Below are 26,089 nucleotides of genomic sequence, written 5' to 3' on the forward strand. Positions count from 1 at the left end.
CGTCAGTAAAGCAGATATCCGCAAGAAAGTTGAACCTTTGCTGGAGCTTGTCGGTTTAACCGAACATGCGAACAAATATCCTTCGCAGCTCTCCGGCGGTCAGAAGCAAAGAGTCGGTATTGCCCGTGCCCTTTCCTCTGACCCGAAGATTCTTCTCAGCGATGAAGCGACCTCCGCGCTCGACCCGGAAACCACTCAGGCTACTTTGCAGCTCCTCAAAAAGATTAATCAGGAACTGGGCCTAACTATCGTCATGATTACTCATGAAATGGATGTCGTTAAGCAAATTTGTCATCGAGTCGTCGTGATGAATAAAGGCCAAGTAGTTGAAGAAGGGAGCGTTTTGGACGTTTTCCGCGATCCTCAGCATGAAGTCACGCAAGCTATGCTCGGTACCGCCTTAGCAGCACGAACCATCCCTGCTTCTATGAAAGAGAAGATTCAGAAGCTCATGCAAGGCACGGACTCTAAAGGCAGACCAATGCACCTGCTGCGCTTAACCTTCGTCGGATCCAATACGACGGAACCGGTTCTTTCCGCTGCTTGCCACAAATACGATCTTGACTTCAACATTCTTCTCGGCCAAGTCGACGAAGTTCAAGGCGAAAGCTACGGTACGCTCACCCTAGTAATGATGGGAGAAAAAGCCGATTACCAAGCCGCCGTTGAATTCATCAAAGCCAATAACGTCAAAGTCGAGGAGTTAAGCGATGTCATCTAATATTATTCAACTGCTATGGGACTCCTTTCTTGAGACCATATTGATGGTCGGTATTTCCGGAGGTCTCGGAGCCGCTATCGGCATTCCTTTGGGTGTATTTCTTTTCATCACCTCTCCTAAAGGAATCATGCCGAAACCTTTAGCCAACAGAATTATCGGCACTCTTGTGAACGCCGTTCGTTCCACCCCGTTCATTATTCTTTTGGTTGCCATCATTCCATTTACCCGTTTGATTGTGGGCTCTTCCATCGGTACCGTTGCAGCTATCGTTCCTTTAACTATCGCAGCGGCCCCTTTGATTGCCCGTTTAGTTGAAACCAGTCTTCGCGAAGTGGACAAAGGTCTCATTGAGGCTGCACAATCCATGGGTGCCTCAAATCAGCAGATCATCATGAAAGTTTTGCTTCCGGAAGCCATGCCGGGCATTCTTGCCGGATTAACCATTGCTTTCGTGGCTCTTGTCGGCAGTTCTGCCATGGCCGGTGCCGTCGGTGGCGGCGGTCTGGGCGACATGGGCATTCGTTACGGTTATCAACGCTTCATGCCTGATGTCATGGCAGCTGTTGTGGTTATCCTTATCATTTTCGTTCAAAGCCTTCAAAGCTTTGGAGACTGGGCAGTTCGCCGGGCTTCCCACAAATAAAAAATTTGGAAGAAGGATTCAGATTTGATGTAGAATTCTTTCTTCTGCGGGTGTAGCTCAATGGTAGAGCAGAAGCTTCCCAAGCTTACGACGAGGGTTCGATTCCCTTCACCCGCTCCAACCTTTTCTTTCCTCACTTCCTCAAGTTTTATTCGAACAAGGATACAAAATCCTTCCGGTTCATTGCCGTTAAATAATTTAGAATTTCTGCAAATTATTTACTTGCATTGAAAAATGTCACAAGAACTGACTCCGGAAAAACTTGAAGAACTCAAACATAGCCATATACGCAGTTTTAGTACTCGTAAAGGCAGAATCAGCCATGCTCAAGAAAGAGCTTTAACCGAGCTTTTCCCAAAATACGAACTCAAATACGACAAAGAGAACAAAGTTAACGCCAAAGAACTCTTCGGCAACGATAATCCTGTTGTTCTTGAAATCGGCTGTGGTATGGGAGAAACCACCGCTGCAATTGCAGAGGCTCATCCCGAGGTTAATTTCATCGGCTGCGAAATCTTCCCTTCCGGAGTGGGTGCGCTGTCTCTTCTCTTAGAAGAAAAGCAATTAAAAAACGTTCGTCTCTTTAAACACGATGCTGTTGAAGTCGTTAGAGACATGATTGCTGACGGTTCTTTAGACGGAGTGCACATTTACTTCCCCGACCCGTGGAGAAAAGCAAGACATCACAAGAGACGCCTAATCTCTCCCTTCTTTGTTGATCTCCTCTCTCCCAAACTCAAGACAGGTGCTTATCTGCACTGCGCAACAGACTGGGAAAACTATGCGGAACAAATGATGGAAGTGCTTTCTGCCGCACCATTGCTGAAAAATAAGTACGAAGGATTCTCTCCGGTTGCAGAAAATCCAATCACTAAGCGTCCGGTCACTAAATTCAATGAACGAGGAAATCGTCTCGGACATGGATGCTGGGATTTGATTTTCTTGAAGAAGTAACCGTCAAGACTTTTGGATATGAAGAAGGCTCCCAACGGGAGCCTGATTTTTGTGAATCCGGATTCGCTTCAAACCAAGCCTACCACTTCACAAGGCCTGTCATCCAGGTGACCAAAATAACGCCGCCGAAGAAAATTCGATACCAGCCGAAAGCAGAGAAATCGTGTCTGGCAACGTAATGTAAAAGCCAACGTACTACGACCAAAGCAGAAAAGAAAGAAACTACAAAACCGATACTGATAACCGGAAGACTATCGGCTGACAGAATATCTCTTGACTGCCAGAGTTCATAGACCGTCGCACCGAAAATAGTTGGAATAGCCAGAAAGAAAGAAAACTCGGTTGCTGCCGTTCTTGATAAACCGATAACGAGACCGCCGATGATAGTTGCTCCGGAACGGCTGGTTCCGGGAATCATTGCGAGACATTGAAGGAAACCGACCTTCAACGCGTCTTTCCAAGACATATCGTCCATGGTGGCGACTCTCGGTGTATAGCTCTTCTTGTCTTGATATCTCTCAACAATGAGAATGATGATACCGCCGATAACCAAAGCCGCAGCCACAGATACCGGGTTAAATAACCACTCTTTAATATACTTGGCAACCATAACACCAATAACCGCAGCCGGAAGAAAGGCAATAATCGTATTCCAAGCGAGTTTCTGCTGAGTCGGTTCAGTAAAGAGTCCTTTGCAAATTTTGAGAATACGCTCGCGGTAATACCAGCAGACCGCGACAATTGCACCGGCCTGAATAGCGATGTAAAACGTGTCAGCTTCTTGGCCCGTGTAGTCCAACAAGCTTCCGAAAACAATTAAATGGCCGGTAGAAGAAACCGGTAAAAATTCCGTCAGTCCTTCGACAATTCCTAAAATTACGGCTTTTAAATAAAGAATCCAATCCATGTCTGTTTTTATTCCGGCATAAAGAATTTTTTAAATACTGGCACTAAAGCTTTCTGCTGATCAGAACTGAGCTGGTTGAACACCTCATCTGTCTTAGCATTGCAATAAGATTTTTCGCGGTTAGAGAGAATACCGCATCGGTAGAACTCAAAAAGCAATTCAGAATTAATAAGTTTGTGAGCTTCGCCAAGTTCTTTTTGTACGCTTTGATTAAAGGCCACAAAACTTTGTTTGTCTTTTTCAATGGCCGCGGCCTCTTTTTCTGCGTCAGCCTGAAATTTGATAAAAGATCCGGCGGCAACCACAACAACAAATGCCGCGACCACCCAAGGCCCGCGGTTTCTGGAAAAAATAAGCATCTAAGTTCTACCTAAAAATCTTGCAGGATTTACCGCATCCAGCAGATCTTTTTCTACCGGATTGGGCTCACCTGTTACTTGGGCCGCAATTATACGTGCTCCCAAATCGCTGAAAATTAGGCCCCGAGATCCCATACCCGTATTTAGGAATAAAGTGTCATTGACGGAGTCTTTTTCTGATACAAAGCCTTCCGTTAAAAATCCGAGAGGAACATTTCCAATCAGAGGAAGCCTATCAGAGGGAGCAGAGCGAATACCTTCGTAAAAGCCTATAGCAGTGCCGAATCCTACATTGGGAAGCATCTTATAAAGCTTTTCGGCATTTTGCTTATGAGCCTCTCTTTCGTCCATGGGTGAGCCCTCTCGCTCGTAAGTTGCACCTACGCCAACCCAATTGTCCCCATCATTGATGATATAACCCGGACCGGTCACAGCTCCTTTTAATTTCGGCAGCTCTTCTCCGCTTAAAAGGCTTAATCTTCCATGCCAGTTAGTAACCGGGATATTGTCCGAGGCTATTTTCAAAAGAGAGCTTCCGGGGCACAGAATGCAAACGGATGCTCTTGCAAGCTCCTCCCCGGCAGCTCCATAAGCGACCCACTTTCCTTCTTCTCGTGTTAAACCGGACACTCGAGAATTGAATAAGCACGATGCTCCGGAGGCAAAAAGTCTATCTCTTACAAAACGACCGGCTTCAACTAACCCAGCCGTAGGATGAAGCAAAGCGCCATTCGAGGCTTCATAGCCGATTAAGGCTGAGACTTCTTCCCTGCTTAACAATCTCAAAAAATTGTCCGGGAACCGGAAGGGCTTGTTATTTTGAAACCACTTCTCCCACTTCCTATATTCCGTCTCATCTCTGGCGATCTGCGGCAATCCATTAAGGTGAAAATATTCAGGGAAGTCACGGCTGATTTCTCTGAGCACGTCAAAACCGACTCGAGAAAGTCTATAAAGAAGATTTTCGTCGCCGGCCGGTTGGAAATGTGCGATGGCATAACGAATTGCCGATGCGGCAGATGCGGCTACCCTTCCTTCGTCAATAACCGTTACTTTCCAGCCTCTTCGTGCGAATTCACAAGCACAGGCCGTCCCGGCCATTCCGGCACCAATGACTAGAAGCGTGGAATCCGGAAACTTTTCAGTATAAGGAACTTCTTGAGAGCGTCTGTGAGAAAACTTCGGACGATAGACGCCCACTGTCATCTGCGATTTCTTGCCAAAGCCTTGAACTTTTTGAACTTCAAAACCCGCGTTATGGAGATCCTCACGAACGTGCGAAGATACGCACCAAGTTGCTACGGTAGCTTCAGGTTTTGCGAACTTCGAAAGAGAATTCAGAACGCTTCGTTTCCACATAGCATCGTTCTTGGCCGGAGAAAAGCCGTCAAGATAAAGAGCGTTGTATTTCAAAGCCAGCTTCTTCGACGCAAACGCAACATCCATGAAATATAAAGTCAAAACGACACGGCCGTCATTGAAGTAAAGGCGATGCACCCCGGGAACACAGTTAGGCCATTGTTCAGCCAGTTCGGCAGCTTCCTCTGCAACCTCCGGATCGGCAAAGCAAAGCAAATCTTCTTTAGATGCGGGGAACTTTTCAATAGAAACGAAATGGAGAGAATCCGAGCGATTCGGATCTTCTCTCCATGTTTTTAAAGTCGTTAGAAAATTCGTCCCGAGCCCGAAACCATTTTCCAGAATGACAAAACTCGGACGGCCCTGCCAGGCCTGAGGCAGATTATTCCCCTTAATAAAAACATGCAGAGCTTGGCCGACTGCTCCTTGACGGGAGGCATAAATATCTCCGAACTCTGCACTGTAAGGGTGCCCGTCCTGATCAGTGATTTGAGCAGGACGAATTTCCTCCTTCTCTGACATTAATCTTTGAGAGGTTTGAATCTCAGGCGATGCGGTGTGGCACCTTCACCAAGACGACGCTTCTTATCTGCTTCATACTCGGTGTAGTTGCCTGCAAAGAATTCAACCTTGGAATCGCCTTCAAAAGAAAGGATATGGGTTGCGATTCTGTCCAAGAACCAACGATCATGGGAAATAACCATGGCGCAGCCGGCAAACTCCAACAGAGCTTCTTCCAAAGCACGAAGAGTTTCAACGTCCAAGTCATTGGAAGGTTCGTCAAGAAGAAGAACATTGCCGCCGTTCAAGAGGGTCTTGGCCATATGAAGACGTCCGCGTTCACCGCCGGACAAATTACCGACGATCTTCTGCTGATCTCCGCCCTTGAAGTTGAATCTGCCGATATACGCACGGCTCGGCATTTCGAACTTGCCGACCTTGAGAATATCAAGACCGTTGGAAACAGCTTCCCAAACAGTCTTATCGTTCGGGAGAGACTCTCTTGTCTGAGTAACAGAACTAATCTTAACTGTAGAACCAATATCAATCTCACCGGAATCAGGCTTCTGGTCACCAGTAATCAACTTGAATAATGTGGACTTACCTGCACCGTTCGGGCCGATAACACCGACAATTGCTCCGGGCGGAATCGTAAAGCTCAGGTTATCGAACAAAAGCTTATCGCCGAAGGCCTTAGAGACATTCTTGAACTCAATGACTTTATCACCGAGACGGTCAGCGACAGGAATAAAGATTTCGTTGGTTTCGTTACGTTTCTGGTATTCGTAAGAACTCATCTCTTCGAAACGCTGCAAACGTGCCTTGCTCTTAGCTTGTCTGCCTTTTGCATTCTGACGGACCCATTCAAGTTCGTGCTTCATGGCTTTGATTCGAGCGTCTTCTTTCTTCTGTTCCATCAACAGACGCTGTTCTTTCTGATCGAGCCAGGAAGAATAGTTTCCTTTCCAAGGAATACCGTGACCGCGGTCCAATTCCAAAATCCATTCAGCAGCATTGTCCAAGAAGTATCTGTCGTGAGTTACGGCAACAACGGTTCCTGGGAATCTCTGGAGGAATTGTTCAAGCCAGTCAACGCTTTCCGCATCCAAGTGGTTGGTCGGTTCGTCAAGAAGAAGCATATCCGGTCTGGAAAGCAGCAGACGGCAAAGAGCCACACGGCGTTTTTCTCCGCCGGAAAGATTGCCGATGCGTGCATCCCATGGAGGAAGACGCAATGCATCAGCCGCAATTTCCATTTGAGTCTCGGCATTGGTACCGCTGGTCGCGATAATGGCTTCCAATCTAGCTTGCTCGGCTGCCAATGCATCAAAATCTGCGTCCGGATCAGCGTAGGCTTCGTAAATCTTGTTCAGCTTATCCTGGGCTGAAAAAACTTCACCAAGACCTTCAGCGACGGTTTCTTTAACTGTTTTTTCAGGATCAAGGACAGGCTCCTGCGGTAAATAACCGATGTTTAAGCCCGGCATTGGAATGGCTTCGCCTTCAATCTCTTTATCGATACCTGCCATGATTTTCAGGAGGGAGGATTTGCCTGCGCCATTCAAACCTAAAACACCAATTTTTGCACCGGGAAAGAAAGACAAAGAAATGTCCTTCAGAATTTGTCTTTTTGGTGGAACGATTTTTCCAACTCGGTTCATCGTATAAACGAATTGAGCCATACCATATCCTTTAAAAAAATGCCCGCAATTTCTATGCGGGAGTAATGTAATTGAATTTTATTGGTTCGACGTTCGAATTGTTATTTCTTCTTTGGATGGAATAACCAAATTTTACGTATTTTTTCAAAGCGTTCCGCTGCTTTTTTCCTCTTTTCACCCATTTCGTTGGGACGGAAAGCAATCCACTTTTTATATACGCCACGCAGATCCATCGCCTTTAAGAAACCGACCAACCTAGAAGGAAGGCCGCGTGTTTTCATCGCTGTCTGAAAATCGATGAGCGCCGGGCGATTGTCCGGTTTAACAATCCAATTTCCCATCGCACCGGTATCAAGATGGACCAATCCTTTCTTGTGGATGTCTCGAAGAATTCTCTCGCACTCGGTTAAGAATTCCGGAGTAATTTTGTCTGCAGGATAGTCTCGCAAGGAGTCCCCTTCAACATATTCAAATGCCAGACAACAAGAGTCAACAAAGAAAGGATTCTGAGGGACGCCCTCAATACCGTTAAGCATTGAAATCGCGTTAAGTTCGCGCTTGAGAAGAATCTTGGCATAAGAATTTCTGACGAACCAATTACAATCAGAATAGTCCTTTACGGTCCACTTCTTGTTGCCAAAAGTGAGCGTTCCAACTTCCGGATGCCACTGCGACGATCTTCTGAGACGAACATAATCGTGCTGGTGACTCAGAAGATAAATTCGATCAAAAGGTTTTTGAAATTCCAATGTTATTCTTCCTCATCTTCATCCAAATTTTTAGCCGTTCCGAAAATGGAACAAAGCCAAATTCCAACTTGGTAGAGAATTACCAAAGGCAAAGCCAGGAGAAGTTGAGAGAGGACGTCAGGGGGAGTAAAGATCGCAGCAATCACGAAGGCGCCTACGACCATGTAAGGGCGTGCTTTTTTTAGTTTTTCTACGGTTGTAATGCCGAGTCTGTTGAGAACTACCACAACGATAGGAACTTCGAACGTCACACCGAACGCAATAAAGAGGGCCAAGACGAAGCCGAAATAGGAATCGATATCCGGTGCAAAGTTAACGGAATCCGGTGAGAACCCAGCAATGAACTGAAACACCATCCTAAATACAATGAAATAGCAATAAGCCATTCCAAGGAAAAACATAACCAAAGAAGAGATGATGATTGGTAATGCGAGCCTCTTCTCTTTTCTATATAAACCGGGGGCAATAAATCCCCACATCTGCCAAAGTACGTATGGCAGAGCAATAATAAAGGCCACGAAAAGCGTTACCTTCAAAGGCACCATGAATGGTGCGATAACGCCTGTTGCCAGCAGCTTTGCGCCTTGAGGCAGAGCGACCATCAGTGGTTGGCTGAGGTAGTCGAAGATCTGCTTCATAAACGGGGAGAGGCAGGCGAATACCAACAAAATCGCCGCAGCCATGCGAACGATTCTGGAGCGAAGCTCAACTAGGTGAGCGACAAGGGTCTGTTCCTTGTCATCTTCCGGCCCTTCTAACTCTAAGTCTTTATCGCTCATGAGATTATGAATATCTACTTCTAGTCTTGTGAATTCTATTGAGTTTAGCTGCAACAGCCAATTTGTTTACGTGACCGCGTCTAACAGAACGGCTCTGTTTTTTAGAGCCCGAAGTATTGGACTGAATCATCGCCTTCAGCTCTTCAACTTCTTTACTCAATGCAGCAATTTTTTCCGATTCTGTAATTGAATTAAAGTCCACTCCGCTGGAAGTACCGATTAAGGAATCTTCTTCGGTCAATGCCGGAGGAACAGGAACCGGAATAGAGGTCTGACCGGACTCTGTATCGTTCCAAGCAAATGCCCCCTCTAAGTTAGAGGTATCGACTTTATCCGGAGTGATTTCCCAAGCAGTTTGCTTCTCAGCAGCCGGAGTTTCCACCATGTTTTCGATAGAAGCTTCGGATTGTGCTGCAGCCTTAGGAGCCGTATCAGAAAGCCATTGATTCTTGACTTCGTTTTTTACTTCGTTGATTTGAGCCGCAGTGTCCTTGGCTTGGTCTTCCATACTTTTGCCAATGGAATTGACTGCGGAATTCAGATCGGATACTTCTTTCTCAATCTGATTTTGTGTGTTGCGCAAGTTATCCTGAAGATCGCTAGCCATTTTCTTAGCGTCTTCTTGAATCTTCTTCAGTTCGGATAACTGAATTTCTTTGTCAATATCAGTCTTGACCTGAGTAACAAAACGCTGCGCTTTCCCCATTAAAGAACCCGCAGTCTTAGCAACCTGAGGGAGTTTGTCAGGCCCTAGCACCACAAGAGCAACTGCAGCGATAAGGCCGATCTCTCCCATGCTGAAATCTAGCATAGGACAATACTTCTAAATTAAGCTTCTTTCTTTTCAGTTGCTTTAACGTCAACAACGTCTTCAGCTTTCTTTTCAGCAACCTGAGGGGCAGGCTTTGTTTCAGCTTTAGCTTCGGCCTCAGCTTCTTTCATGCCTTCTTTGAAACCTTTAACGGCGCCGCCGAGATCTTTACCCATGTTCTTGAGTTTGCTGGTACCGAAAATCAAGACAACGATAACAAGTACGACAAGCCAATGCCAAATAGAAAATGAACCCATTATTTACTCCTAGAGTTTTGTCCAAGGACGGGGACCGCCTAAGACATGAATATGAATATGATTAACTTCTTGGCCGCCGTCGTGACCGGTGTTGATGACCACACGGAAACCATTATTTGCACCTGCTTCTTTGGCAAGGACAGGAGCTAAAGCCAGCATTTTACCTAAAAGCGGCTCTTCGTTCTTTCCCATTACAGCCAGGGAATCGTAGTGCTGTTTTGGAATAATCAACAAATGGACGGGTGCTGCAGGATTGATATCTTTGAAAGCAATAACTTCTTCGTCCTCGTAGACTTTCTTAGAAGGAATCTCTCCTTTTGCAATCTTACAGAACAGGCAATCGTCCTTTTGCATAATCTTCTCCAATCTAACATTTAATATTTTTCAATAAATGCTCTCAGTACTCAATATGAATTACCCTAAGATTTACATTTATTGAAGTTTTTATTTATTTCTAATCCTTGCGGGAGGCTTTCTCTACCAGGCCTGAAGTCCCTTCTCTTCTCTGCAGTTCCATTAGGACTTGTTCGGGTCTCAGACCGGCCTGTGATAATACCACCATTGAATGAAACCAAAGGTCGGCAACTTCATAGATGAGGTGATCAGGGTCGTTATCCTTTCCGGCCATGACAACTTCGGTTGCCTCTTCGCCGACTTTCTTTAATGCAGCATCCGGTCCTTTTGAGAACAGTTTTGCTACATAAGAAGTGTGAGGATCAGCTCCTTTGCGGCTATCGATAACATCGGCGATCTCACTGATTACAGGAATTCTTTCCATTTGTTCCTCTTATTTATGGTTTGCGTACATTACGTCCGGAGACTTAAGTACATCTGAATTCTCTTTCCAAGCATTGCCTTTCAAGGTTTTATAGAAACAGCTTCTATGCCCGGTATGACATGCAATACCTCCGATTTGCTCAACCTTATAAATGACAGCATCGCCGTCGCAATCGAGAAGAATTTCGGAGACTTTTTGAATATTGCCGCTCTCTTCGCCCTTTCTCCACAACTTCGAACGAGAACGGGAAAAGTATGTTCCGCGACCGGTTTTAACCGTTTCTTCGAGTGCTTCCTTATTGGCCCAAGCCAACATCAAAATCGTGCCGTCCTTGGCGTCTTGCGCTATCACCGGGACGAGACCTTTAGAGTCAAAGTGAATTTCGTCAATAAACATCTTAGTCCAACCTCACCGGAATACCGTGATCCCGCATGTATTGCTTAGCTTGCCCGACGGTATATTCTCCGAAGTGGAAGATAGAAGCCGCAAGCACAGCGTCAGCCTGCCCGATCTTAATGCCGTCGACCAAATGCTGAAGGTTACCGACGCCGCCGGAAGCAATAATCGGAATATCCACGGCGTTGCTGACGGCGGCCGTCAGTTCAAGGTCAAATCCTTTTTTAGTCCCGTCGCCGTCCATACTGGTAAGCAAAATCTCGCCGGCCCCGAGAGACTGAACTTTCTTGGCCCATTCCACGGCATCAATGCCGGTATTGACACGTCCGCCGTGAGTATAGACTTCCCACTTATTTTCGCCTGCTCTCTTAGCATCGATAGCCACGACGATGCACTGAGAACCGTAGATAGCTGCGGAATTTCCAATGAGATCCGGATTTTTAACGCCGGCAGAGTTGATGGAAACCTTATCGGCTCCGGAATTCAACAGACGGCGAATATCTCCGACTTCTCTGACACCGCCTCCGACAGTGAGCGGAATAAATACCTGTGCGGCTACATCTTCAATTACCTTAAGAATTAAGCCTCTGTTGTCAGACGTGGCGGTAATATCCAAGAACGTAATTTCGTCGGCACCTTGTTCATCGTAACGGCGAGCAACTTCAACGGGATCACCGGCTTCACGGAGTTCTACGAAGTTAACGCCTTTAACTACTTTACCGTCAGTGACGTCTAAGCAAGGAATAATTCTTTTGGCGAGCATTAGAAACTCCAGTTGGGTTTGTGATTTTTAACTAATTCCAAAGCTTCTTTGAAGTCCAAGGTGTGCTCATACAAAGAACGTCCGAGGACAGCCATGGTGACGCCGTCGTATTCGACATCGAGCAGCTTGCGGATATCGTCTAAGTCGCGGATACCGCCGGAAGCAATGACCGGAATATCGATGGCTCTAGCTAAGTCAGCTGTAGCTTCAACGTTACAGCCGGTAAGCATGCCGTCACGGGAAATATCGGTATAAAGAATGGCGTCAACGCCGTAATCTTGGAATTTCTTAGCTAAATCGATTGCAGTACGGCCGGAAGACTTAGTCCAACCATCAGTCATGACGATACCGTCTTTAGCGTCCAAGCCGACAATCACGCTGCCGCCGTATTGGCTGCACACATCATGCAGGAAACCGGGGGCTTTGACGGCAGCAGTTCCGATCACCACAAAATCAACACCGGCATCCAGAGTTTTTTCGACTCTTTCAAGAGTTCTCATGCCGCCGCCGACTTCGATTTCGACGTCTTCCCCGAACTCTTCGGAAATTTTACGAATGATTGGGAGGTTTACCGGCTTGCCGGTTCTGGCACCGTCCAAATCAACAATATGAATTCTTTCTGCTCCCATCTCAACCCATTGTCTGGCCTGTGCTACAGGATCTTCGTTAAAAACGGAGATATTGGATGTCAAATCACCTTGGCGCAGACGGACACACTTGCCGTCCTTAATGTCAATAGCGGGAATTAAAAGCATGGTAGTACTTCTTTTTATAAAAACTTAAGATCAAGGTTTCCAAGTTAGGAAATTGCTGTAGAGCTTCAAGCCCATATCAGCACTTTTTTCAGGATGGAATTGGGTGGCAAAAATGTAGTCTTTGGCCACTGCCACGGTAACTTTTCTACCGTAGTCAGTTGTTCCTGCAATCAAATTCAAATCAGCAGGCACAACGTAGTAACTATGGACAAAATAGAACCAAGAATTATCCGGAATTCCTTCCCAGATGTAATGGTCCATCGTTTTACGCACCCTGTTCCAACCCATTTGCGGAACTTTCAAACGAGAGCCATCCTCACCGTACTGGTTGGCCGGAAAGCGGACAACTCGTCCCGGAAATATACCGAGGGCAGGCACATCGCCTTCATCGCTGAAGTCAAACAGCATTTGTTCGCCGACGCAAACCGCAAAAAAAGGCTTTTTCTTGAGAGAGTCTCTTACCGCCTCTTCCAGTCCGGCTTTGCGCAGATTTGCCATGCAGTCAGGCATTGCGCCCTGGCCCGGGAAAATGACTCTGTCGGCTTCTTTAACTTTATTCGGATCTTCAGTTACCCAAACATCTGAGTTCAAAGGAGCAACTTTCCTTATTGCCTGATAAACGGAACGCAGATTTCCTGAGCCGTAGTCAACTACTGCAATTTTCATAAAGTCCCTTTGGTGGAAGGAATGACATTTTTGGAGCGTTCATCGATGGCTGCTGCCATGCGGAGCGCTCTTCCGAAAGATTTAAAAACGGATTCACACTGATGGTGAGCGTTGATGCCCTTCAAATTATCAATATGCAAGGTCATCTTGGCATTCGTGCTCAGTGCTAAGAAGAATTCCCGCGGCAGCTGAGAGTCCAAGGCACCGATCATCGGAGCAGTGAAATCAACACTCCAAGACAGATAAGGACGGCCGGAAAAGTCGATAACGGTTCTGGAAAGAGCTTCGTCCAACGGCACATAGCTGAAACCATAGCGTACGATGCCTTTCTTATCGCCAAGAGCTTGACCAATGGCCTGCCCCAAAGCTATACCAACATCCTCGACCGAGTGGTGGCCGTCGACTTCTAAATCTCCTTCGCACTGCACGGTCAAATCAATCAGACCGTGACGAGCGATTTGATCAAGCATATGGTCGAAGAATCCAATTCCCGTCGAGATAGATGCCTTACCCGTTCCGTCCAAATCGACCTTCACGAAGATTTTGGTCTCTTTGGTTTCTCTGCGAATCTCAGCCTGCCTGCTCATTATTTATCCTTGCTGTCTAAGTCCTTAACACGGTACATTGCACTGCCGGAGTGAGCGTACAAGAACTCGCCGCGTGCCAGTACATCGGCAATCTTGCCAAGCTCATAAGCACCTTGTTTAGAAACCTTGAGAATGCTGGTACGCTTTTGGAAATCCCAAACGCCCAATGGAGAAGAGTAACGGGCTGTTCTGGAAGTCGGCAGTACGTGGTTAGGGCCTGCGCAGTAGTCACCCAAGGCTTCGCAGGTATAAGCGCCTAAGAACATAGCCCCGGCGTGATGAATTAAATCAACATATTTTTCCGGATCTTCAACGGACAATTCCAAGTGTTCCGGAGCGATCTTGTCGGCAATGCGGCAAGCTTCTTCTACTGATTCCGTAACGATAATTGCACCGCGGTTCTTCAAGCTGGCTGCAATGATGTCTTTGCGAGGCATTTCGGGCAGCTGTTTTTCGATAGAAGCTTTAACGGCTTCTGCAAATTCTGCATCAGGAGTCAGCAAAATAGCCTGTGCCAACTCGTCATGCTCAGCTTGGCTGAATAAGTCCATCGCAATCCAGTCAGGATTTGTCTTGCCGTCGCAGATAACGAGAATTTCGGACGGCCCGGCAATCATATCGATACCCACGGTACCGAACACATATCTCTTAGCCGCGGCAACATAAGCATTTCCGGGACCGACGATTTTATCGACTGCTGGGATTGTCTTTGTTCCGTAAGCCAAAGCGGCTACCGCCTGAGCTCCGCCGATAGTAAAGCAAGTGGATACGCCGGCTAAGCAAGCGGCAGCCAGCACGAGCTGGTTAGGAGTGCCGCCCGGAGTCGGAACAACCATAACGATATTTTTAACACCGGCAACGTGGGCAGGCATCGCATTCATCAGAACGGAAGACGGGTAAGCGGCTTTTCCACCGGGAACATAAAGACCGACGGAGTCCAAGGCGGTATAGCGAATGCCAAGCTTTGTACCGTCTTTTTCAGTGATAGACCAGCTTTGTCCGAGTTCATGTTCGTGGAAAGAACGAATTCGTTCGGCAGCTACTATTAAAGCATGCTTTTGGTCTTCCGGCAAAGTCTCCAGGGCGTTTTTCAACTGTTCCTGAGTGATGCGGAATTCTTCCATGCTCTTGGCGTTCATGCGGTCGAAACGGTTGGTATATTCCAAAACAGCTTCGTCTCCGCGTTTATGAACGTCTTCGACGATTGCTTCAGCTCGTTTTGTAATTTCCGGATCAACGGAACTGTCAACAGCTACTAATGCGGAGAAATTCTTTTCGAAGTCTTTATCCTTCGTATTTAAAAATCTAATCGTCATATTTAACAGTCTTTTCAAAAGTATCAATTATCGGAAGAAGTTCACTGGTTTTGAGCTTCATGGCTGCCTGTCCCACAATCAGGCGTGAAGAAATGGTATCGATCTGCTCGACTTCAACCAAATTGTTTGCCCTCAAAGTGGCGCCGGAACTGACTAAGTCCACGATGGCATCGGACAAACCTGCAATCGGAGCAAGCTCCATTGAGCCGTAGAGCTTAATCAGATCCACGTGGACGCCAATCTTGGCGAAATAGTTGCGAGAGTACTTCATGAACTTGGTTGCGATTCTCAGGCGTGCTCCTCTTCTGACTTTGGCGTGGTAGTCAAAATCACGAGGACATGCAACGCACATTCTGCATTTAGCAATGTTCAAATCCAAAGGAACATAAAGTCCGGCCCCGCCGTGTTCGTACAGTGAGTCTTTCCCCGCTACTCCCATGTCTGCTGCACCGTATTGGACATAAGTCGGAACGTCGCTGGCACGCACCACCACAATTCGGATATCCGGGTGGTTCGTGCCGATGAGCAGTTTTCTTGAAGTCTCAGGATCTTCTAGCGGGACCACACCGGCCGCTGCCAAGAACGGCAGTGTTTCGGTAAAAATGCGGCCCTTTGAAAGTGCGATAGTAATCATGCTTTAACCCTTTCTATCTGAGCACCCAAGGTCTTTAATTTTTCTTCCATTCTTTCGTATCCGCGATCTAAGTGGTAGATGCGGTCTATGGTGGACTCTCCATCCGCAACCAAAGCAGCAATAACAAGAGCTGCACTGGCTCTTAAATCCGTAGCCATCAAGGGAGCGCCGGAAAGTTTTTCTACACCTCTGACGGTCGCAGTATGGCCGTCAATGTTGATGTCAGCGCCGAGTCTTTGCAGCTCCGGAACGTGCATGAAACGGTTTTCAAAAATCGTTTCCGTAATATGAGAAGCACCGTCGGAAATCGTATCCAAAGCCATAAACTGTGCCTGCATATCGGTTGGAAAACCAGGATACGGAACGGTTCTAATATCAACGGCTTTGGTGCGGCCTTTAGATTTGGCACGAACCCAAGTGTCTCCGGTAATAACCTCAGCACCGGCTTCTAATAATTTTTCGATAACGGCGCCGAGATACTCGGGCTGGCAGTCAGTAACGGTGACGTCACCACCGGTTGCTACGCCGGCCACCAAGAAGCTTCCCGCTTCAATACGGTCTGCCATGACTTTGTAATTGGTTCCGTGAAGTTTCTTTACGCCCTTTACAACAATTCTGACGGTACCTTCGCCGGTAATATCCGCACCCATGGACTTCAGGCAGCGTGCCAAATCAACGACTTCCGGCTCGCGGGCTGCGTTTTCAAGAACTGTTTCACCCTCGGCCAGCACAGCGGCCATCAGGAGATTTTCGGTTCCGGTCACGGTTACCATATCGGTCAGAACACGGGCACCGACAAGTTTGTCAGCAGAGGCGTTGACGTATCCGTGTTCCAAATTGATTTCAGCACCTAGGGCCTTCATGCCCTTAATATGCTGATCGACGGGGCGCGCCCCGATAGAACATCCTCCGGGCAATGAGACGGTTGCTTTGCCGAAACGGGCAAGCAAGGGACCAAGCACCAGGATGGAGGCCCGCATTGTCTTGACTAAGTCATAATTAGCCACGGTGGAGCGAACTTGAGAAGCATCGATTTTCACACGATGGTCATTTCTCTCAATCTTGCATCCCAAATCCTCGAGAAGACGAATCATCGTATTGACGTCAGCCAATTCCGGTACGTTTTCAAAAAATACCGGTTCGTCCGTCAACAAGGCAGATGCTAATAAAGGAAGCGCCGCATTCTTAGCGCCGGAGACTGAGATTTCTCCATGCAGAGGGACACCACCTTTAATGACTAACTTTTGCACTACATGCTCCAATAAAAAAGAAGGAGTTGGGGTCTTTCGGGCCCCAACACTTGAGTTTATATCTTGTTTTCGTTTAATACATTGATTTGAAGATTATTTTTCAAGGCGAATTTATTTTGCGTATTCACGCCATTCACCCTTATCCATCTTCACATAATCTTTGTTCTGATAGTGAATCACCTTCGCATTCGCGTTTTCTGAAACGGCTTCCGTCTGCGGAAGGTCTTTAACTAGGTCGTTAAGCGGGACGGTACCATGCTCTGCGCTGAAATAGTTGCTTTGCAGAACTCTGCCGATCAAGCTGCTGATTGCCAGATAGCTGGTCGGTTCCTTGACTTGAACTTGCTCGTCTCCGTCACCGATGCCGATGAATTTAACCATGGCCGGAACCTTGGTAATTGACGGGCTCGGGATATCGCGCAAGTGGGCTACCTGAACCTTATCTCCGCGTTCCGCAGCACCGTGTTCCGGAACCACTATCAGCATGACTTTCTTGCCCGATGCTTCAATATCTTTGATCAATGACTGAAGATCGTCGAGCATAGCCTTAGCTCTCGGCTTAAACGGCGCCAATCTTCTCTTATTGGCATATCTGTTGCCGTCATGAAGAGCAATCAAGTTAAAGAAAGTCGCACTGCGCTTATCTTTGTTGGAAGCAAGAATTTTTTCCCACTCTTTAAAGACGGCACGGGCATCTCCAATCGGTTCTTCATCGAAAGAATCGTAGCGTTTCGGATAGTTCATTGCACCGAGCTGCGGGCTAAGACCTGCTAAATGCCTCAAGCTCTGATAGAAGTTGTCGTATTTACCGCTATGGTCCATGAATACATGCTGGTTATAGCCGAGATGGCCCAAACGATTCATCAATTCGCAATCCGGATTTCTGCCTTCATACAAATCTTCATGGGAGGGCTGACCGCAGACGGACTTGAGCAGACGCAATGCGGCAGGGCCTGAGTAGGAAGTCGCGGAGTTAAAGTTATCGAAAACGACGTTAAACTCTTTGAGAACTTCGTGGTTGGTCAAGCCAGCTGTCTGCAAGTCATCGTTGGATAAAGAGCAGATATTGATGAGCAGAATATCGAACGGGGTATCGTCTTTGCCTAAACGCTCAGGGAATACGGCTCTGCGGGCTTTTTCCTTGCTGTGGAAGTCGTAAAGCCACTTATCCAGATTTTCATTGGTCGGTCGATCCTTCTGCGGAAGCAGATCGGAGCGGACCTCTTCCGTTTTTTCTCCTGGTTTAGTGACTTCGGTTTGAGCCACCACAACCTGTTCGGCAGGCTCTTCAAACCACGGCTGCCAAATCGGAGCGCAGATAAGAAGGAACAGATACAGCAAGGTAAATGTGGAGATGCGAACGTAGTCCTTCAAGCCGTAATAGGCGATGATCAGCAGAATACCAACGCCGATCATTTCAAAATTCAGGAAGTTATAGGCAGACTCAAGCAGGTAGCTTGTGCCCATTGCTTCTAAATTATGGAAATTTCCTTTGATGCTTTCGAGTCCAGGAAGCCAGCTTTCCGCATAGACCATTGCTGCTGCTGCAGCAATAGCCAGCAGCGTTCTGACGACGCGAAGGGAACGATTTTGAATTGGAAAAATTACGAAAGCCGCAAGCAGGCAGTTCTGCACAAGATTAAGGTGCAAATAGCCGAAGCCCGCCAGTAAAAACTCTCCGACAAAGAAAACGTTCCAAAGCCCCAGCCCGCTCCAGCTTGCTGTTCGAGCACCGCTAACTCTCATGTAGTGTTTTTTCCTTTTTCTTATGGTTTATTTTGAGGCTGATTTACTCTGACCGTCATATTATCTTTCGGGATATACAAGCGGCCCTTCGCATCAAAAGCGTAGTTTTTGTAATCGAAGCCCAAGCCAAATATCGTCAATACATTCCGATAATAGTTGTCTCCCTGCATTTTAGTATTTGTCAGCAAGGTTCGAATAACCGCGCCGCTCTTATCGTTAGAGACATAGGGTAAAAAGCAAGCCCCGAACGCATTCACTTCTCTCGGACCGAAGCTCATACTGCCTAAATTAACCTCTTCCGGAGGTACATTTAAGGTCTTAACGGCATTGATCATCGGTGCATAGTGGCGCGCCAACTTGGCGTACAGCGGATCTTTCGGAGAAGTAATAGCTGCCCACAAATAAGTGCGGATAGCGTTATAGCTGCCGACCATCTTCTCGGGCTCAAGCAATTTTCCGGTTGAGTCGAATTTTGCCCAGTCGGGAGCCGCCCCGCCCGGAGAGCAGCGGATCATGGCGTTAATCAGTCCCTCAAGGATAGGCAGCCAAGACGGATCGTACTCGGCAAAACGTCTGAGGATAAACGGGGGATAGTAGCTCGGGTTGATAGTTACTACGCCCTTTTCTTCAAAGCCCACACGGGCAGGAAGAAGAACCTTTCCGACAGTCGGAACGTCTCTGACCAATTCTTTGAGCTTAGCCATATAAGCCTTAGCTTTTGTTTCGTAGGCCGGCTCATTCCAGATGCGGGCTGCTTCCAAAAGGCAGTAAGCAATCCACATATCCGAGTCTGTAGCGTTGTTGGTGTCAAGGATTTTGCCCTGACCGTCTTTCTTGCCGTCAGGAATGCCCCACCACCAAGCAGGTTGTTCGGGCCCCAAATTCTTTTCCGACCAAGCAAAAATCTTATCGAAAGATTCTCTGTCGTTAGCCACGAGGGCGAAGAACATGCCGTATGACTGTCCTTCGGAGGTCGTAATCAGTTTAGCGTCGCTGTAATCGACAACACGGCCTTCCGGAGTAACGTTAACCGCTTTGAACTCGTCCCAAAGATCCCATGCATGTGCCGGAAGGTGTACAGCCAAACTCATCAACAAAGCGGCAACCAGTTTCTTTTTCATCTAATTCTCCTTATTTATGACGGCGGCTGCGGTATCTGATCAAAGAGTGCATCAGGTAGTAAATACCACCGGCAAACAGCAATGCGCAGACGAGAGTAAAGAGAACCAGCAGCACGGGCTGATCGAGCATGGAGTACCAAATTCTCTGGTGCCACGGCAAGGAACCCGTGTAGTAAGTAGGTCCGATGTTATAGCTTGTAGGGGTTGCGTTTGTCTTGAAGACAGCAACGCTGCCGTCAATCAGCTTCAAGTCACCCGGGATCATCAATCGCTTATTGATGAGAAAACTTCCGTCCTGACCGTCGCCGAGCACGGCAACCACAGATCTGTCATCGCTGAAAGGAGACTGATATTGAACAATGGCGGCTATGCCTGCATCTTCTGCTACCACCGACTCCATATTCTTGTCATCGGATGCCGTCTTAGTCAGAGACTTTTCAATTCCCTGTTTAATTTTATCGATAGCTACGCCGGCATCTTCTTTATCGATACCGTTCAAAATCCGGCTGTTTTCACCGAACACCAAGATGTCTTTATCTTTCAGAGCCCCTTTATCGATGGTTTCAACAACCGTCAGCTTTGTTGCAGGATAGCCGGTTTGAGCAGCAAGACGAGCCATCGTATTGAGATAAGTCGTCAAAACCGCTGCCGGAGCATCCTTTGCCAGGACGACACCGGTCTCAGACAAGTCGGCATACTTTGTAAACGGGAAACCGCTTACCGTGAACAAGTTTAAGTTCGGGAGCTTAGCAAAGTGATAAAAACCGGAGAAATCGATTGTGGAAGTCGGATCGATTTCAACTTGGCTCGGAATCAGTGCAACGGACTTGCAGTTTTCAACGGATCCGCCGGGAACCGCCAACCCATACTGGAAGTCAAACTGCATTAAGTTATCTGCTCCAAGCAAACCAGTAGGAACGGATGTATCGTTCCACATATTGGCCAAACCGTTGAGCAGGGAGAATCTAGAAGTAAAAGAGCTGCTATTTTTCTTCGGATCCAATTCGAAGGACTCAACGAGCTGCTCATTAAGCAAGAAACGCATTTGAGCAGCTTCACCGCTTGTCGGTTTGGTGTAGCGATAACGCAGGTCTAAATCGACATTGCTCTTGTTGACCATGTAGAGGTCAGGCGGAAGTCTGACTTCCAAAGAGATAGGAGCAGGATGAAGTCCAGAGCTTCTTAACTGACCGCGGTACTTGGCGATTTTTTCAAAAGTAACCTTATCGTTGGTTGGAATCCAATTCGGTGCGTCATAAGCTTCACGGTTAGGCAGCGGCTTAAAGTCTTTTACTTCAGCGGAGCTGCCGGTAAGAACCTGAGAATTAACAGCAAGCCACTCAGCTGCGGTGAGCACTTCAGCTTCGTCTTTACCGCCGATAACCAGCACTTTGGCATAGAGACTGTTAGGAGCGTCAACGACGGTTACGAAGGGACCGGTAAAAGCCGGTAAGTTCTTGAGGAATTCCGGTCTGCTGTCATTGGTAGCAAAGACCACGAAATTCTGGGCCTGCGGCACTTCTTTGATGTAAACGGGGAACTCTGCGCCTCGCCATTCCGTCTTAGTGCCGATCCAAGAAGCAAAAATACCTGAGGCTTTCTTTAAGGCCGGGGAAGGATTCTCGTTAAAAACAACCGGCAGAGTCGTTGCATTCGGGCTCAAATTGTTAGCAAAAGGAGCCGGCATCAGGCTCAGGTCGTTAGCCAAACGCAGTTTCTGCGTATTAAACGACATGTAGCTTGAGTCATCGATAGTCAGCCACAACGACGGGTTTGCGATATTGCCACAGTTGTTGGTGTACACACCGACGAACTCAATCGTCATGCGATTGCTTTCTTCGATATTTTTAGTATTGAGTTCAACGGTCTGCGTTACCGCATTGCCAAGCTGTTCTTTAGTGATCGGCAGACTCTTTTGGATCTGACCGTTAAGGAAGATATTGAGCTGGCTTTGCTGAGGAATCAACGAAGGCGACGGAGTGTACTTTAACGTGACCGTCACCTTGGAGATGATTTCATCTTTCGGGCTGTAAAACCTGAAACTTCTTTCCGGATAGATTCCGGTGAGCTTTATCTGTTCTGTCTTACCTTCAGGAATAAAATCAAACAAAGCCGCATCCGAACGGATAACAGGAATCTCATCTGTTCTGTAATTCGGAACAACATCTTTGATAAAAGTCGATGCCTCTTGAGGGGCGGGCGCGGAGACAGCCGGCGTCAAAAAAAGAGCCGAAATAATAGCAGCCGTTGCTATTTTCTGAAAAAAGCACAGAGGCCCGGAGCCTCGAGTCCCTATCATTTCTTTATTAATCGACATAAACGTAACTTCTGAGGGTTAGATTCCGGCCTTCCTATAGGCAAGAAAGGCCAGCATGTTTCATGTTTTATTAGCGATTACCATTATATTTAATGAGAGCCTTCCTGGAGCCAAATTTCATAAATTAGGCACAAAGGACGCATGCTAATTAAGAGGCGAATACAGTTTGTTTAGACTGACTCCTAAGCTTTGGTACTCGGGGAATAAAGCTAATGATCCATTTTAAAGATCCAACGGTGATATAGAACAACCAGCTGGATGACGGCGGGGTATAGTGGACGAAGGCCTCCACGCCTTGACGAGCCATCCTCAAAAGAGCCATGAAGCCGTCAAGCATTCCGAATCCTTTAATTTTGGCCTGTTTATTAATCCACAGTTCGGGGACACCGAATGTGCATGCCGTGTACTCTTTTTCTTTCTGTAATGTTTCCTGATGAACGTCAAGATCAATGACGCCGGCAGAGAAAATAGCAGAAACCGTGCAATTAAATTCGTGTATGGTCTTACCTTCGCCGAATATCAGCTTGACACTTTCACCGAGTTTGAAATTAGGTATGGCTGACGGAATCTTGAATACCAACTGGCAATCTTTTTGAGAGAAGGCCGCGAGAACGGCTTTGACTTTATGACCGTCAGAAAGTTCAACGGTCACCTTCTGCATGGCAGCAACACGCGGAAATTTTCTTTGCTGGACACTTTCAACGCAAACGGCGATTGAGGCAAAAAGAATGATGAGGTTATAAAGAATCCACCCGATGTTAATTGCCAACATCAGTACCTGATACTGAGAGGCACCGATCATCTTATATAAACCGAAACAAAGACCCGCCAAGTTCAGAATCAGCAAATATAGATATGGCTTTGCTACCGACCAGTCTACGTAGGCTTTATCGATAACTCCGCCCTTAGCCGTCACGTTGAATTTACCTTTATGCGGAGCAAAGATAGCCACTAAGGTCGGCACAAAGATGTACCAAGAAAGAATCGTTTCGTAAATCGCGCTGACGAACGGAAAGCGATAGCCTTTATGGATCACATAAGTCGTCATTGTCGAGTGAACCATGTGAGGAACAAGGTACACGAAGATAGCGATGGCACTTGCGTAGATCACGTAAATGTTGGCGAACAAGAACGGCAACGGAGCGAGCAAGAAGATAATTCTGGGCAAGCCGTGCAAGAAGTGAATCATCGCATTTAAGAAACACAGACGCTGCGGGATAGTCAGTCCTTTACCGAACAACGGATTATCCAATCGAAAGATCTGAATCATGCCGCGGGCCCAGCGAATTCTCTGGCCGATGTGAGCGGCCAATGTTTCCGTACTGAGACCTGCTGAAAGAGGCGTACTTAAAAATGCGGAGGACCAACCTTTGCGGTTGAGCTTCAAAGAAGTATGAGCGTCCTCGGTCACGGTTTCAACGGCAATACCTCCGACCTCTTCAAGAGCTTTTCTGCGCATGATGGCACAAGAGCCACAGAACATTGTGGCATTCCATGTGTCATTGCCCTTCTGGATAAAGTCATGGAAAAGAGAGTTTTCATTCGGTACGTGTTCAGAGAGGTGAAGATTCTTTTCGAAAGGGTCCTGTGAATAAAAATGGTGAGGCGTCTGAATCAACGCGATGTTCTTATCTTTAAAAAACCATCCCATGGTCTTTTTTAAGAAACTTCTGACAGGAACGTGGTCACAGTCAAAGATAGTAATGAAATCACCGGAAGTTTTAGTTAAAGCGTGATTGATATTGCCCGCTTTTGCGTGGTTATGTTTTTCACGTTTGATATATCCCGCACCAACGGAATTAGAAAATTCTTCAAACTCAGGACGGCTGCCGTCGTCAAGAACATGGACATGAAGTTTTTCTTTCGGCCAATCCATCGTTAAACAAGCGTAGACGGTCGGTTTAACCACATCCAAGGGTTCGTTATAAGTCGGAATAAAGATATCGACATGAGGCCACAAGGAAGGATCTTTAGGCATCGACGTCGGTTTTCTATCCAAGGCCCAGCAAACCTGGAAATAACCTAACAACATCACGATGAAAGCATAAGTTTCGGCAAGGATCAGCATCCAAGAGAAAATCACGCTCATGAAACTATTCGGGTTAATCGTCTCCGTGTAGCGCCACCAGATATAGCGGCTTGAGACAATCACGCTGATGACGATCAGCATGAGCAGCGTCAATCTTGTCTGAGCCTGGAAAAGGAGCAAAGCGCTCACCCACAGAATCGACAAAAAGATGATTTGCTCTTCCAGGCTGAAAGGCTGAGTAATACAAAGGAAATACAAAACCAAGCCGACAGAGAGGAGGAGGCCTATCACTGTTTTTCTAACCCAACCCATTTTATGAGGAGGAGGTTCTTCGGCAGAATTTTTACCTTTTTCTGCGGCGGAAGAAGAATCTGAGAGCAGCAATTTGGAAAGTGTTTCAGAGAGATTACGGATTTCTCGGCCGATATTGACTCGAACGTATCTGACGAACTGAGACAAGGTTCCGGGCCGTCCCTTTGCTTTTCGCTGAGAAAACTTATCTTTTGTGATTACAAACAAGCAAAGGAAGCCAAGCTGGATGAGTATGCGAAAAGCATCAAGCGGATGCAGAGAGTGAAAGTTAATCTGGGGAAAATAGAAAGCACGGTTACGGAAGATTTTTTTATATAGTTTATTTTCCAATGGGAAAACCGCCCATGCGATCAAGAAAAAGAAAGCATTACAAACGTAGCTCCATGAAGAACAGCAATGGCTTTTCAACATAACCAAATCTGTCTTTAGACTCAGATCAAAACTTCTGAATAACTGGGTCAAAAGCATATTGAGTAGTCCTCCAAAGGCATCAATTTTTAGTATAGAAAAATTATAGGCAGAGTAATTTTAAGAAATAAATAATTTTCTAAGGAACTCTTGCGCTCATTACGGAAAACTACTGTTACGGGTTTTTAGCCCACTTTGCCCTATGCCAACCTCACCCCGTTCATCTATAAGCGGCCGTGCTATATCATTAGATCTTATTACTTATGAGAACAACTTGGAGAATGGAAATGGTTTCACTTAAACACGCTGCTCTTACTGCTTCCGTTGCCGCATTACTTGCAGGCTGTCAAGCAAACGGCGACATTTATCGCTCTGACGTTTACTCTGCAGGACAGGTTAACCAAGCCCAGCAAGTTCAAACCGTTCAGATCATTGCTATTCAGCCGGCAAGAGTCGCTGTCAACAATTCTTCTGACAGAGGCACCAATCAGCTGTTAGGAACAGTAATCGGCGGAATTTTAGGCGGTGTTATCGGCCATTCCATTGACAGCGGCACAGGCACAACAGTCGGCGCGATTGCCGGCGGTGCACTTGGCGCTGCAGGAGCAAGCTATGCTTCTCCGCAAGACGCTCTGGTTAACGGCGTACAAATTACTTTCAAGATGAACGGCAGAATTTTCAACTCCGCCCAAGTCGGCCAGCTATGCGAGTTCAAACTTGGTCCGGCCATCATGACATCGACAAGTCCGACAAGCACAAGAATTCAGCCGAACAATCCTTACGGATGTCAAAAATAATTTGGGAGGCATGATCCATGAATCTTAAATTTACTGTAATGGCTCTAGCCACAGCTTTATCCGGAAGCGTATATGCCCAACAAATCGTTGAGCAGACCTATCCGCTTGTACCGGTAAGCCCGACGGATCAGCAAATTATGGCAGTTCAGCAGGCAGAAAGACAGATTCAAGCCAATGAACAAGCCATTGCTCTGGAAAAAGCCAGAGCTGCTCAAAGACAAGCCAAGGCAAACGCAGCCGCAGCTGCAAAACGCAGAGCCGCCCAAGCCAAGGTTAATGAGAAGAAAGCCGCCGAAGCCGCTCAAAAGAAAGCCTACGACGACGAAATGAGACAGATTGACCTTGAGATGAAGAAGCTTGATCTTGAGCTCAAACGTTCTAATGTCAAAACTAGAATTGATATGAACGATATAGCTCAGCGCAAAGCCGAGTTAGAACTGCAGAAAGAAATGCAGGCCCCGGGAGCTGCTGCAGCCGTGCCGGCTCCTAAAGCGCCATAGGCAAATCTAAAAT

General features: G+C 46.9%; 27 protein-coding genes and 1 tRNA gene. 6 read left to right on the top strand and 22 right to left on the bottom strand.

Annotated elements, in window-relative coordinates:
• From RDK53_RS06330 to trmB, 4 genes are all read left to right on the top strand, one after another.
• On the top strand, nucleotides 1-721 hold a 721-nt coding region (locus RDK53_RS06330), incomplete at its 5' end, for an NIL domain-containing protein (RefSeq protein WP_308513788.1).
• Entirely contained in the window at nucleotides 711-1,364 is a 654-nt protein-coding gene (locus RDK53_RS06335) for a methionine ABC transporter permease (RefSeq protein WP_308513789.1), read from the top strand. The genes RDK53_RS06330 and RDK53_RS06335, both read left to right, overlap by 11 nt.
• Nucleotides 1,365-1,410: 46 nt before the next feature.
• Nucleotides 1,411-1,484, top strand: a tRNA-Gly gene (locus RDK53_RS06340).
• Nucleotides 1,485-1,598: 114 nt separating this feature from the next.
• Nucleotides 1,599-2,318: a tRNA (guanosine(46)-N7)-methyltransferase TrmB gene (trmB, locus tag RDK53_RS06345; RefSeq protein ID WP_308513790.1), complete on the top strand. Its 720-nt coding sequence runs from the start codon at nucleotides 1,599-1,601 to the stop codon at nucleotides 2,316-2,318.
• Nucleotides 2,319-2,397: 79 nt separating this feature from the next.
• On the opposite strand, the gene RDK53_RS06350 is transcribed toward trmB, so the two are convergent.
• From RDK53_RS06350 to bcsA, 22 genes are all read right to left on the bottom strand, one after another.
• A complete protein-coding gene (locus RDK53_RS06350) occupies nucleotides 2,398-3,225 on the bottom strand; it encodes an undecaprenyl-diphosphate phosphatase (RefSeq protein WP_308513791.1) in 828 nt (275 codons plus the stop codon).
• Nucleotides 3,226-3,233: 8 nt separating this feature from the next.
• On the bottom strand, nucleotides 3,234-3,584 hold the full coding sequence (locus RDK53_RS06355) for a hypothetical protein (RefSeq protein WP_308513792.1): 351 nt from the start codon (nucleotides 3,582-3,584) through the stop codon (nucleotides 3,234-3,236).
• Nucleotides 3,585-5,465, bottom strand: a complete 1,881-nt coding sequence (gene mnmC / locus RDK53_RS06360) for an FAD-dependent 5-carboxymethylaminomethyl-2-thiouridine(34) oxidoreductase MnmC (RefSeq protein WP_308513793.1) — start codon at nucleotides 5,463-5,465, stop codon at nucleotides 3,585-3,587. It abuts the gene before it with no gap.
• The gene (gene ettA, locus RDK53_RS06365; protein WP_308513794.1) at nucleotides 5,465-7,126 is read right to left on the bottom strand and encodes an energy-dependent translational throttle protein EttA; all 1,662 of its coding nucleotides are present in this window, start codon (nucleotides 7,124-7,126) and stop codon (nucleotides 5,465-5,467) included. Before ettA ends, mnmC begins: the two co-directional genes overlap by 1 nt.
• Nucleotides 7,127-7,206: 80 nt before the next feature.
• A complete protein-coding gene (locus tag RDK53_RS06370; protein WP_308513795.1) occupies nucleotides 7,207-7,854 on the bottom strand; it encodes a hypothetical protein in 648 nt (215 codons plus the stop codon).
• A 2-nt stretch (nucleotides 7,855-7,856) separates the two neighbouring features.
• A complete protein-coding gene (tatC, locus tag RDK53_RS06375) occupies nucleotides 7,857-8,633 on the bottom strand; it encodes a twin-arginine translocase subunit TatC (protein ID WP_308513796.1) in 777 nt (258 codons plus the stop codon).
• Between the two features lie 4 nt (nucleotides 8,634-8,637).
• Nucleotides 8,638-9,444: a twin-arginine translocase TatA/TatE family subunit gene (locus RDK53_RS06380; protein WP_308513797.1), complete on the bottom strand. Its 807-nt coding sequence runs from the start codon at nucleotides 9,442-9,444 to the stop codon at nucleotides 8,638-8,640.
• A gap of 17 nt (nucleotides 9,445-9,461) precedes the next feature.
• Nucleotides 9,462-9,701 (bottom strand): Sec-independent protein translocase subunit TatA, encoded by a 240-nt coding sequence (gene tatA / locus RDK53_RS06385; RefSeq protein ID WP_308513798.1) that lies wholly within the window; start codon nucleotides 9,699-9,701, stop codon nucleotides 9,462-9,464.
• Nucleotides 9,702-9,710: 9 nt separating this feature from the next.
• Nucleotides 9,711-10,055, bottom strand: a complete 345-nt coding sequence (locus RDK53_RS06390) for a histidine triad nucleotide-binding protein (RefSeq protein WP_308513799.1) — start codon at nucleotides 10,053-10,055, stop codon at nucleotides 9,711-9,713.
• 100 nt (nucleotides 10,056-10,155) lie between these two features.
• On the bottom strand, nucleotides 10,156-10,479 hold the full coding sequence (locus RDK53_RS06395; RefSeq protein WP_308513800.1) for a phosphoribosyl-ATP diphosphatase: 324 nt from the start codon (nucleotides 10,477-10,479) through the stop codon (nucleotides 10,156-10,158).
• A 9-nt stretch (nucleotides 10,480-10,488) separates the two neighbouring features.
• Nucleotides 10,489-10,875: a phosphoribosyl-AMP cyclohydrolase gene (gene hisI, locus RDK53_RS06400; RefSeq protein ID WP_308513801.1), complete on the bottom strand. Its 387-nt coding sequence runs from the start codon at nucleotides 10,873-10,875 to the stop codon at nucleotides 10,489-10,491.
• Between the two features lies 1 nt (nucleotide 10,876).
• On the bottom strand, nucleotides 10,877-11,638 hold the full coding sequence (gene hisF / locus RDK53_RS06405) for an imidazole glycerol phosphate synthase subunit HisF (RefSeq protein WP_308513802.1): 762 nt from the start codon (nucleotides 11,636-11,638) through the stop codon (nucleotides 10,877-10,879).
• The gene (hisA, locus tag RDK53_RS06410; protein WP_308513803.1) at nucleotides 11,638-12,393 is read right to left on the bottom strand and encodes a 1-(5-phosphoribosyl)-5-[(5-phosphoribosylamino)methylideneamino]imidazole-4-carboxamide isomerase; all 756 of its coding nucleotides are present in this window, start codon (nucleotides 12,391-12,393) and stop codon (nucleotides 11,638-11,640) included. The genes hisF and hisA overlap by 1 nt, the downstream gene beginning before the upstream one ends.
• Nucleotides 12,394-12,423: 30 nt before the next feature.
• Nucleotides 12,424-13,059 carry an imidazole glycerol phosphate synthase subunit HisH gene (gene hisH / locus RDK53_RS06415; protein ID WP_308513804.1) on the bottom strand — a complete coding sequence of 212 codons (636 nt, stop codon included), beginning with the start codon at nucleotides 13,057-13,059 and terminating at the stop codon, nucleotides 12,424-12,426.
• Nucleotides 13,056-13,646, bottom strand: coding sequence for an imidazoleglycerol-phosphate dehydratase HisB (hisB, locus tag RDK53_RS06420; RefSeq protein WP_308513805.1), 591 nt, complete (start codon nucleotides 13,644-13,646; stop codon nucleotides 13,056-13,058). Before hisB ends, hisH begins: the two co-directional genes overlap by 4 nt.
• Nucleotides 13,646-14,962, bottom strand: coding sequence for a histidinol dehydrogenase (gene hisD / locus RDK53_RS06425; protein ID WP_308513806.1), 1,317 nt, complete (start codon nucleotides 14,960-14,962; stop codon nucleotides 13,646-13,648). Before hisD ends, hisB begins: the two co-directional genes overlap by 1 nt.
• Complete coding sequence (gene hisG, locus RDK53_RS06430) at nucleotides 14,952-15,596, bottom strand: ATP phosphoribosyltransferase (protein WP_066595367.1); 645 nt, start codon at nucleotides 15,594-15,596, stop codon at nucleotides 14,952-14,954. The genes hisD and hisG overlap by 11 nt, the downstream gene beginning before the upstream one ends.
• Nucleotides 15,593-16,846, bottom strand: coding sequence for a UDP-N-acetylglucosamine 1-carboxyvinyltransferase (murA, locus tag RDK53_RS06435; RefSeq protein ID WP_308513807.1), 1,254 nt, complete (start codon nucleotides 16,844-16,846; stop codon nucleotides 15,593-15,595). The genes hisG and murA overlap by 4 nt, the downstream gene beginning before the upstream one ends.
• A 111-nt stretch (nucleotides 16,847-16,957) precedes the next feature.
• Nucleotides 16,958-18,592: a cellulose biosynthesis protein BcsG gene (gene bcsG / locus RDK53_RS06440; protein WP_308513808.1), complete on the bottom strand. Its 1,635-nt coding sequence runs from the start codon at nucleotides 18,590-18,592 to the stop codon at nucleotides 16,958-16,960.
• A 20-nt stretch (nucleotides 18,593-18,612) separates the two neighbouring features.
• Nucleotides 18,613-19,713: a cellulose synthase complex periplasmic endoglucanase BcsZ gene (gene bcsZ, locus RDK53_RS06445; RefSeq protein ID WP_308513809.1), complete on the bottom strand. Its 1,101-nt coding sequence runs from the start codon at nucleotides 19,711-19,713 to the stop codon at nucleotides 18,613-18,615.
• A gap of 10 nt (nucleotides 19,714-19,723) precedes the next feature.
• On the bottom strand, nucleotides 19,724-22,030 hold the full coding sequence (gene bcsB, locus RDK53_RS06450; RefSeq protein WP_308513810.1) for a cellulose biosynthesis cyclic di-GMP-binding regulatory protein BcsB: 2,307 nt from the start codon (nucleotides 22,028-22,030) through the stop codon (nucleotides 19,724-19,726).
• 148 nt (nucleotides 22,031-22,178) lie between these two features.
• Nucleotides 22,179-24,782 carry a UDP-forming cellulose synthase catalytic subunit gene (bcsA, locus tag RDK53_RS06455; protein WP_374041572.1) on the bottom strand — a complete coding sequence of 868 codons (2,604 nt, stop codon included), beginning with the start codon at nucleotides 24,780-24,782 and terminating at the stop codon, nucleotides 22,179-22,181.
• Between the two features lie 284 nt (nucleotides 24,783-25,066).
• On the opposite strand from bcsA, the gene RDK53_RS06460 reads away from it, so the two are divergent.
• A complete protein-coding gene (locus RDK53_RS06460) occupies nucleotides 25,067-25,576 on the top strand; it encodes a glycine zipper 2TM domain-containing protein (protein WP_308513812.1) in 510 nt (169 codons plus the stop codon).
• A gap of 17 nt (nucleotides 25,577-25,593) precedes the next feature.
• Complete coding sequence (locus RDK53_RS06465) at nucleotides 25,594-26,076, top strand: hypothetical protein (protein WP_308513813.1); 483 nt, start codon at nucleotides 25,594-25,596, stop codon at nucleotides 26,074-26,076.
• Nucleotides 26,077-26,089 lie beyond the last annotated feature (13 nt).

Origin of the sequence: uncultured Turicimonas sp., assembly GCF_902477955.1 — a bacterium.
GTDB lineage: Bacteria > Pseudomonadota > Gammaproteobacteria > Burkholderiales > Burkholderiaceae_F > Turicimonas.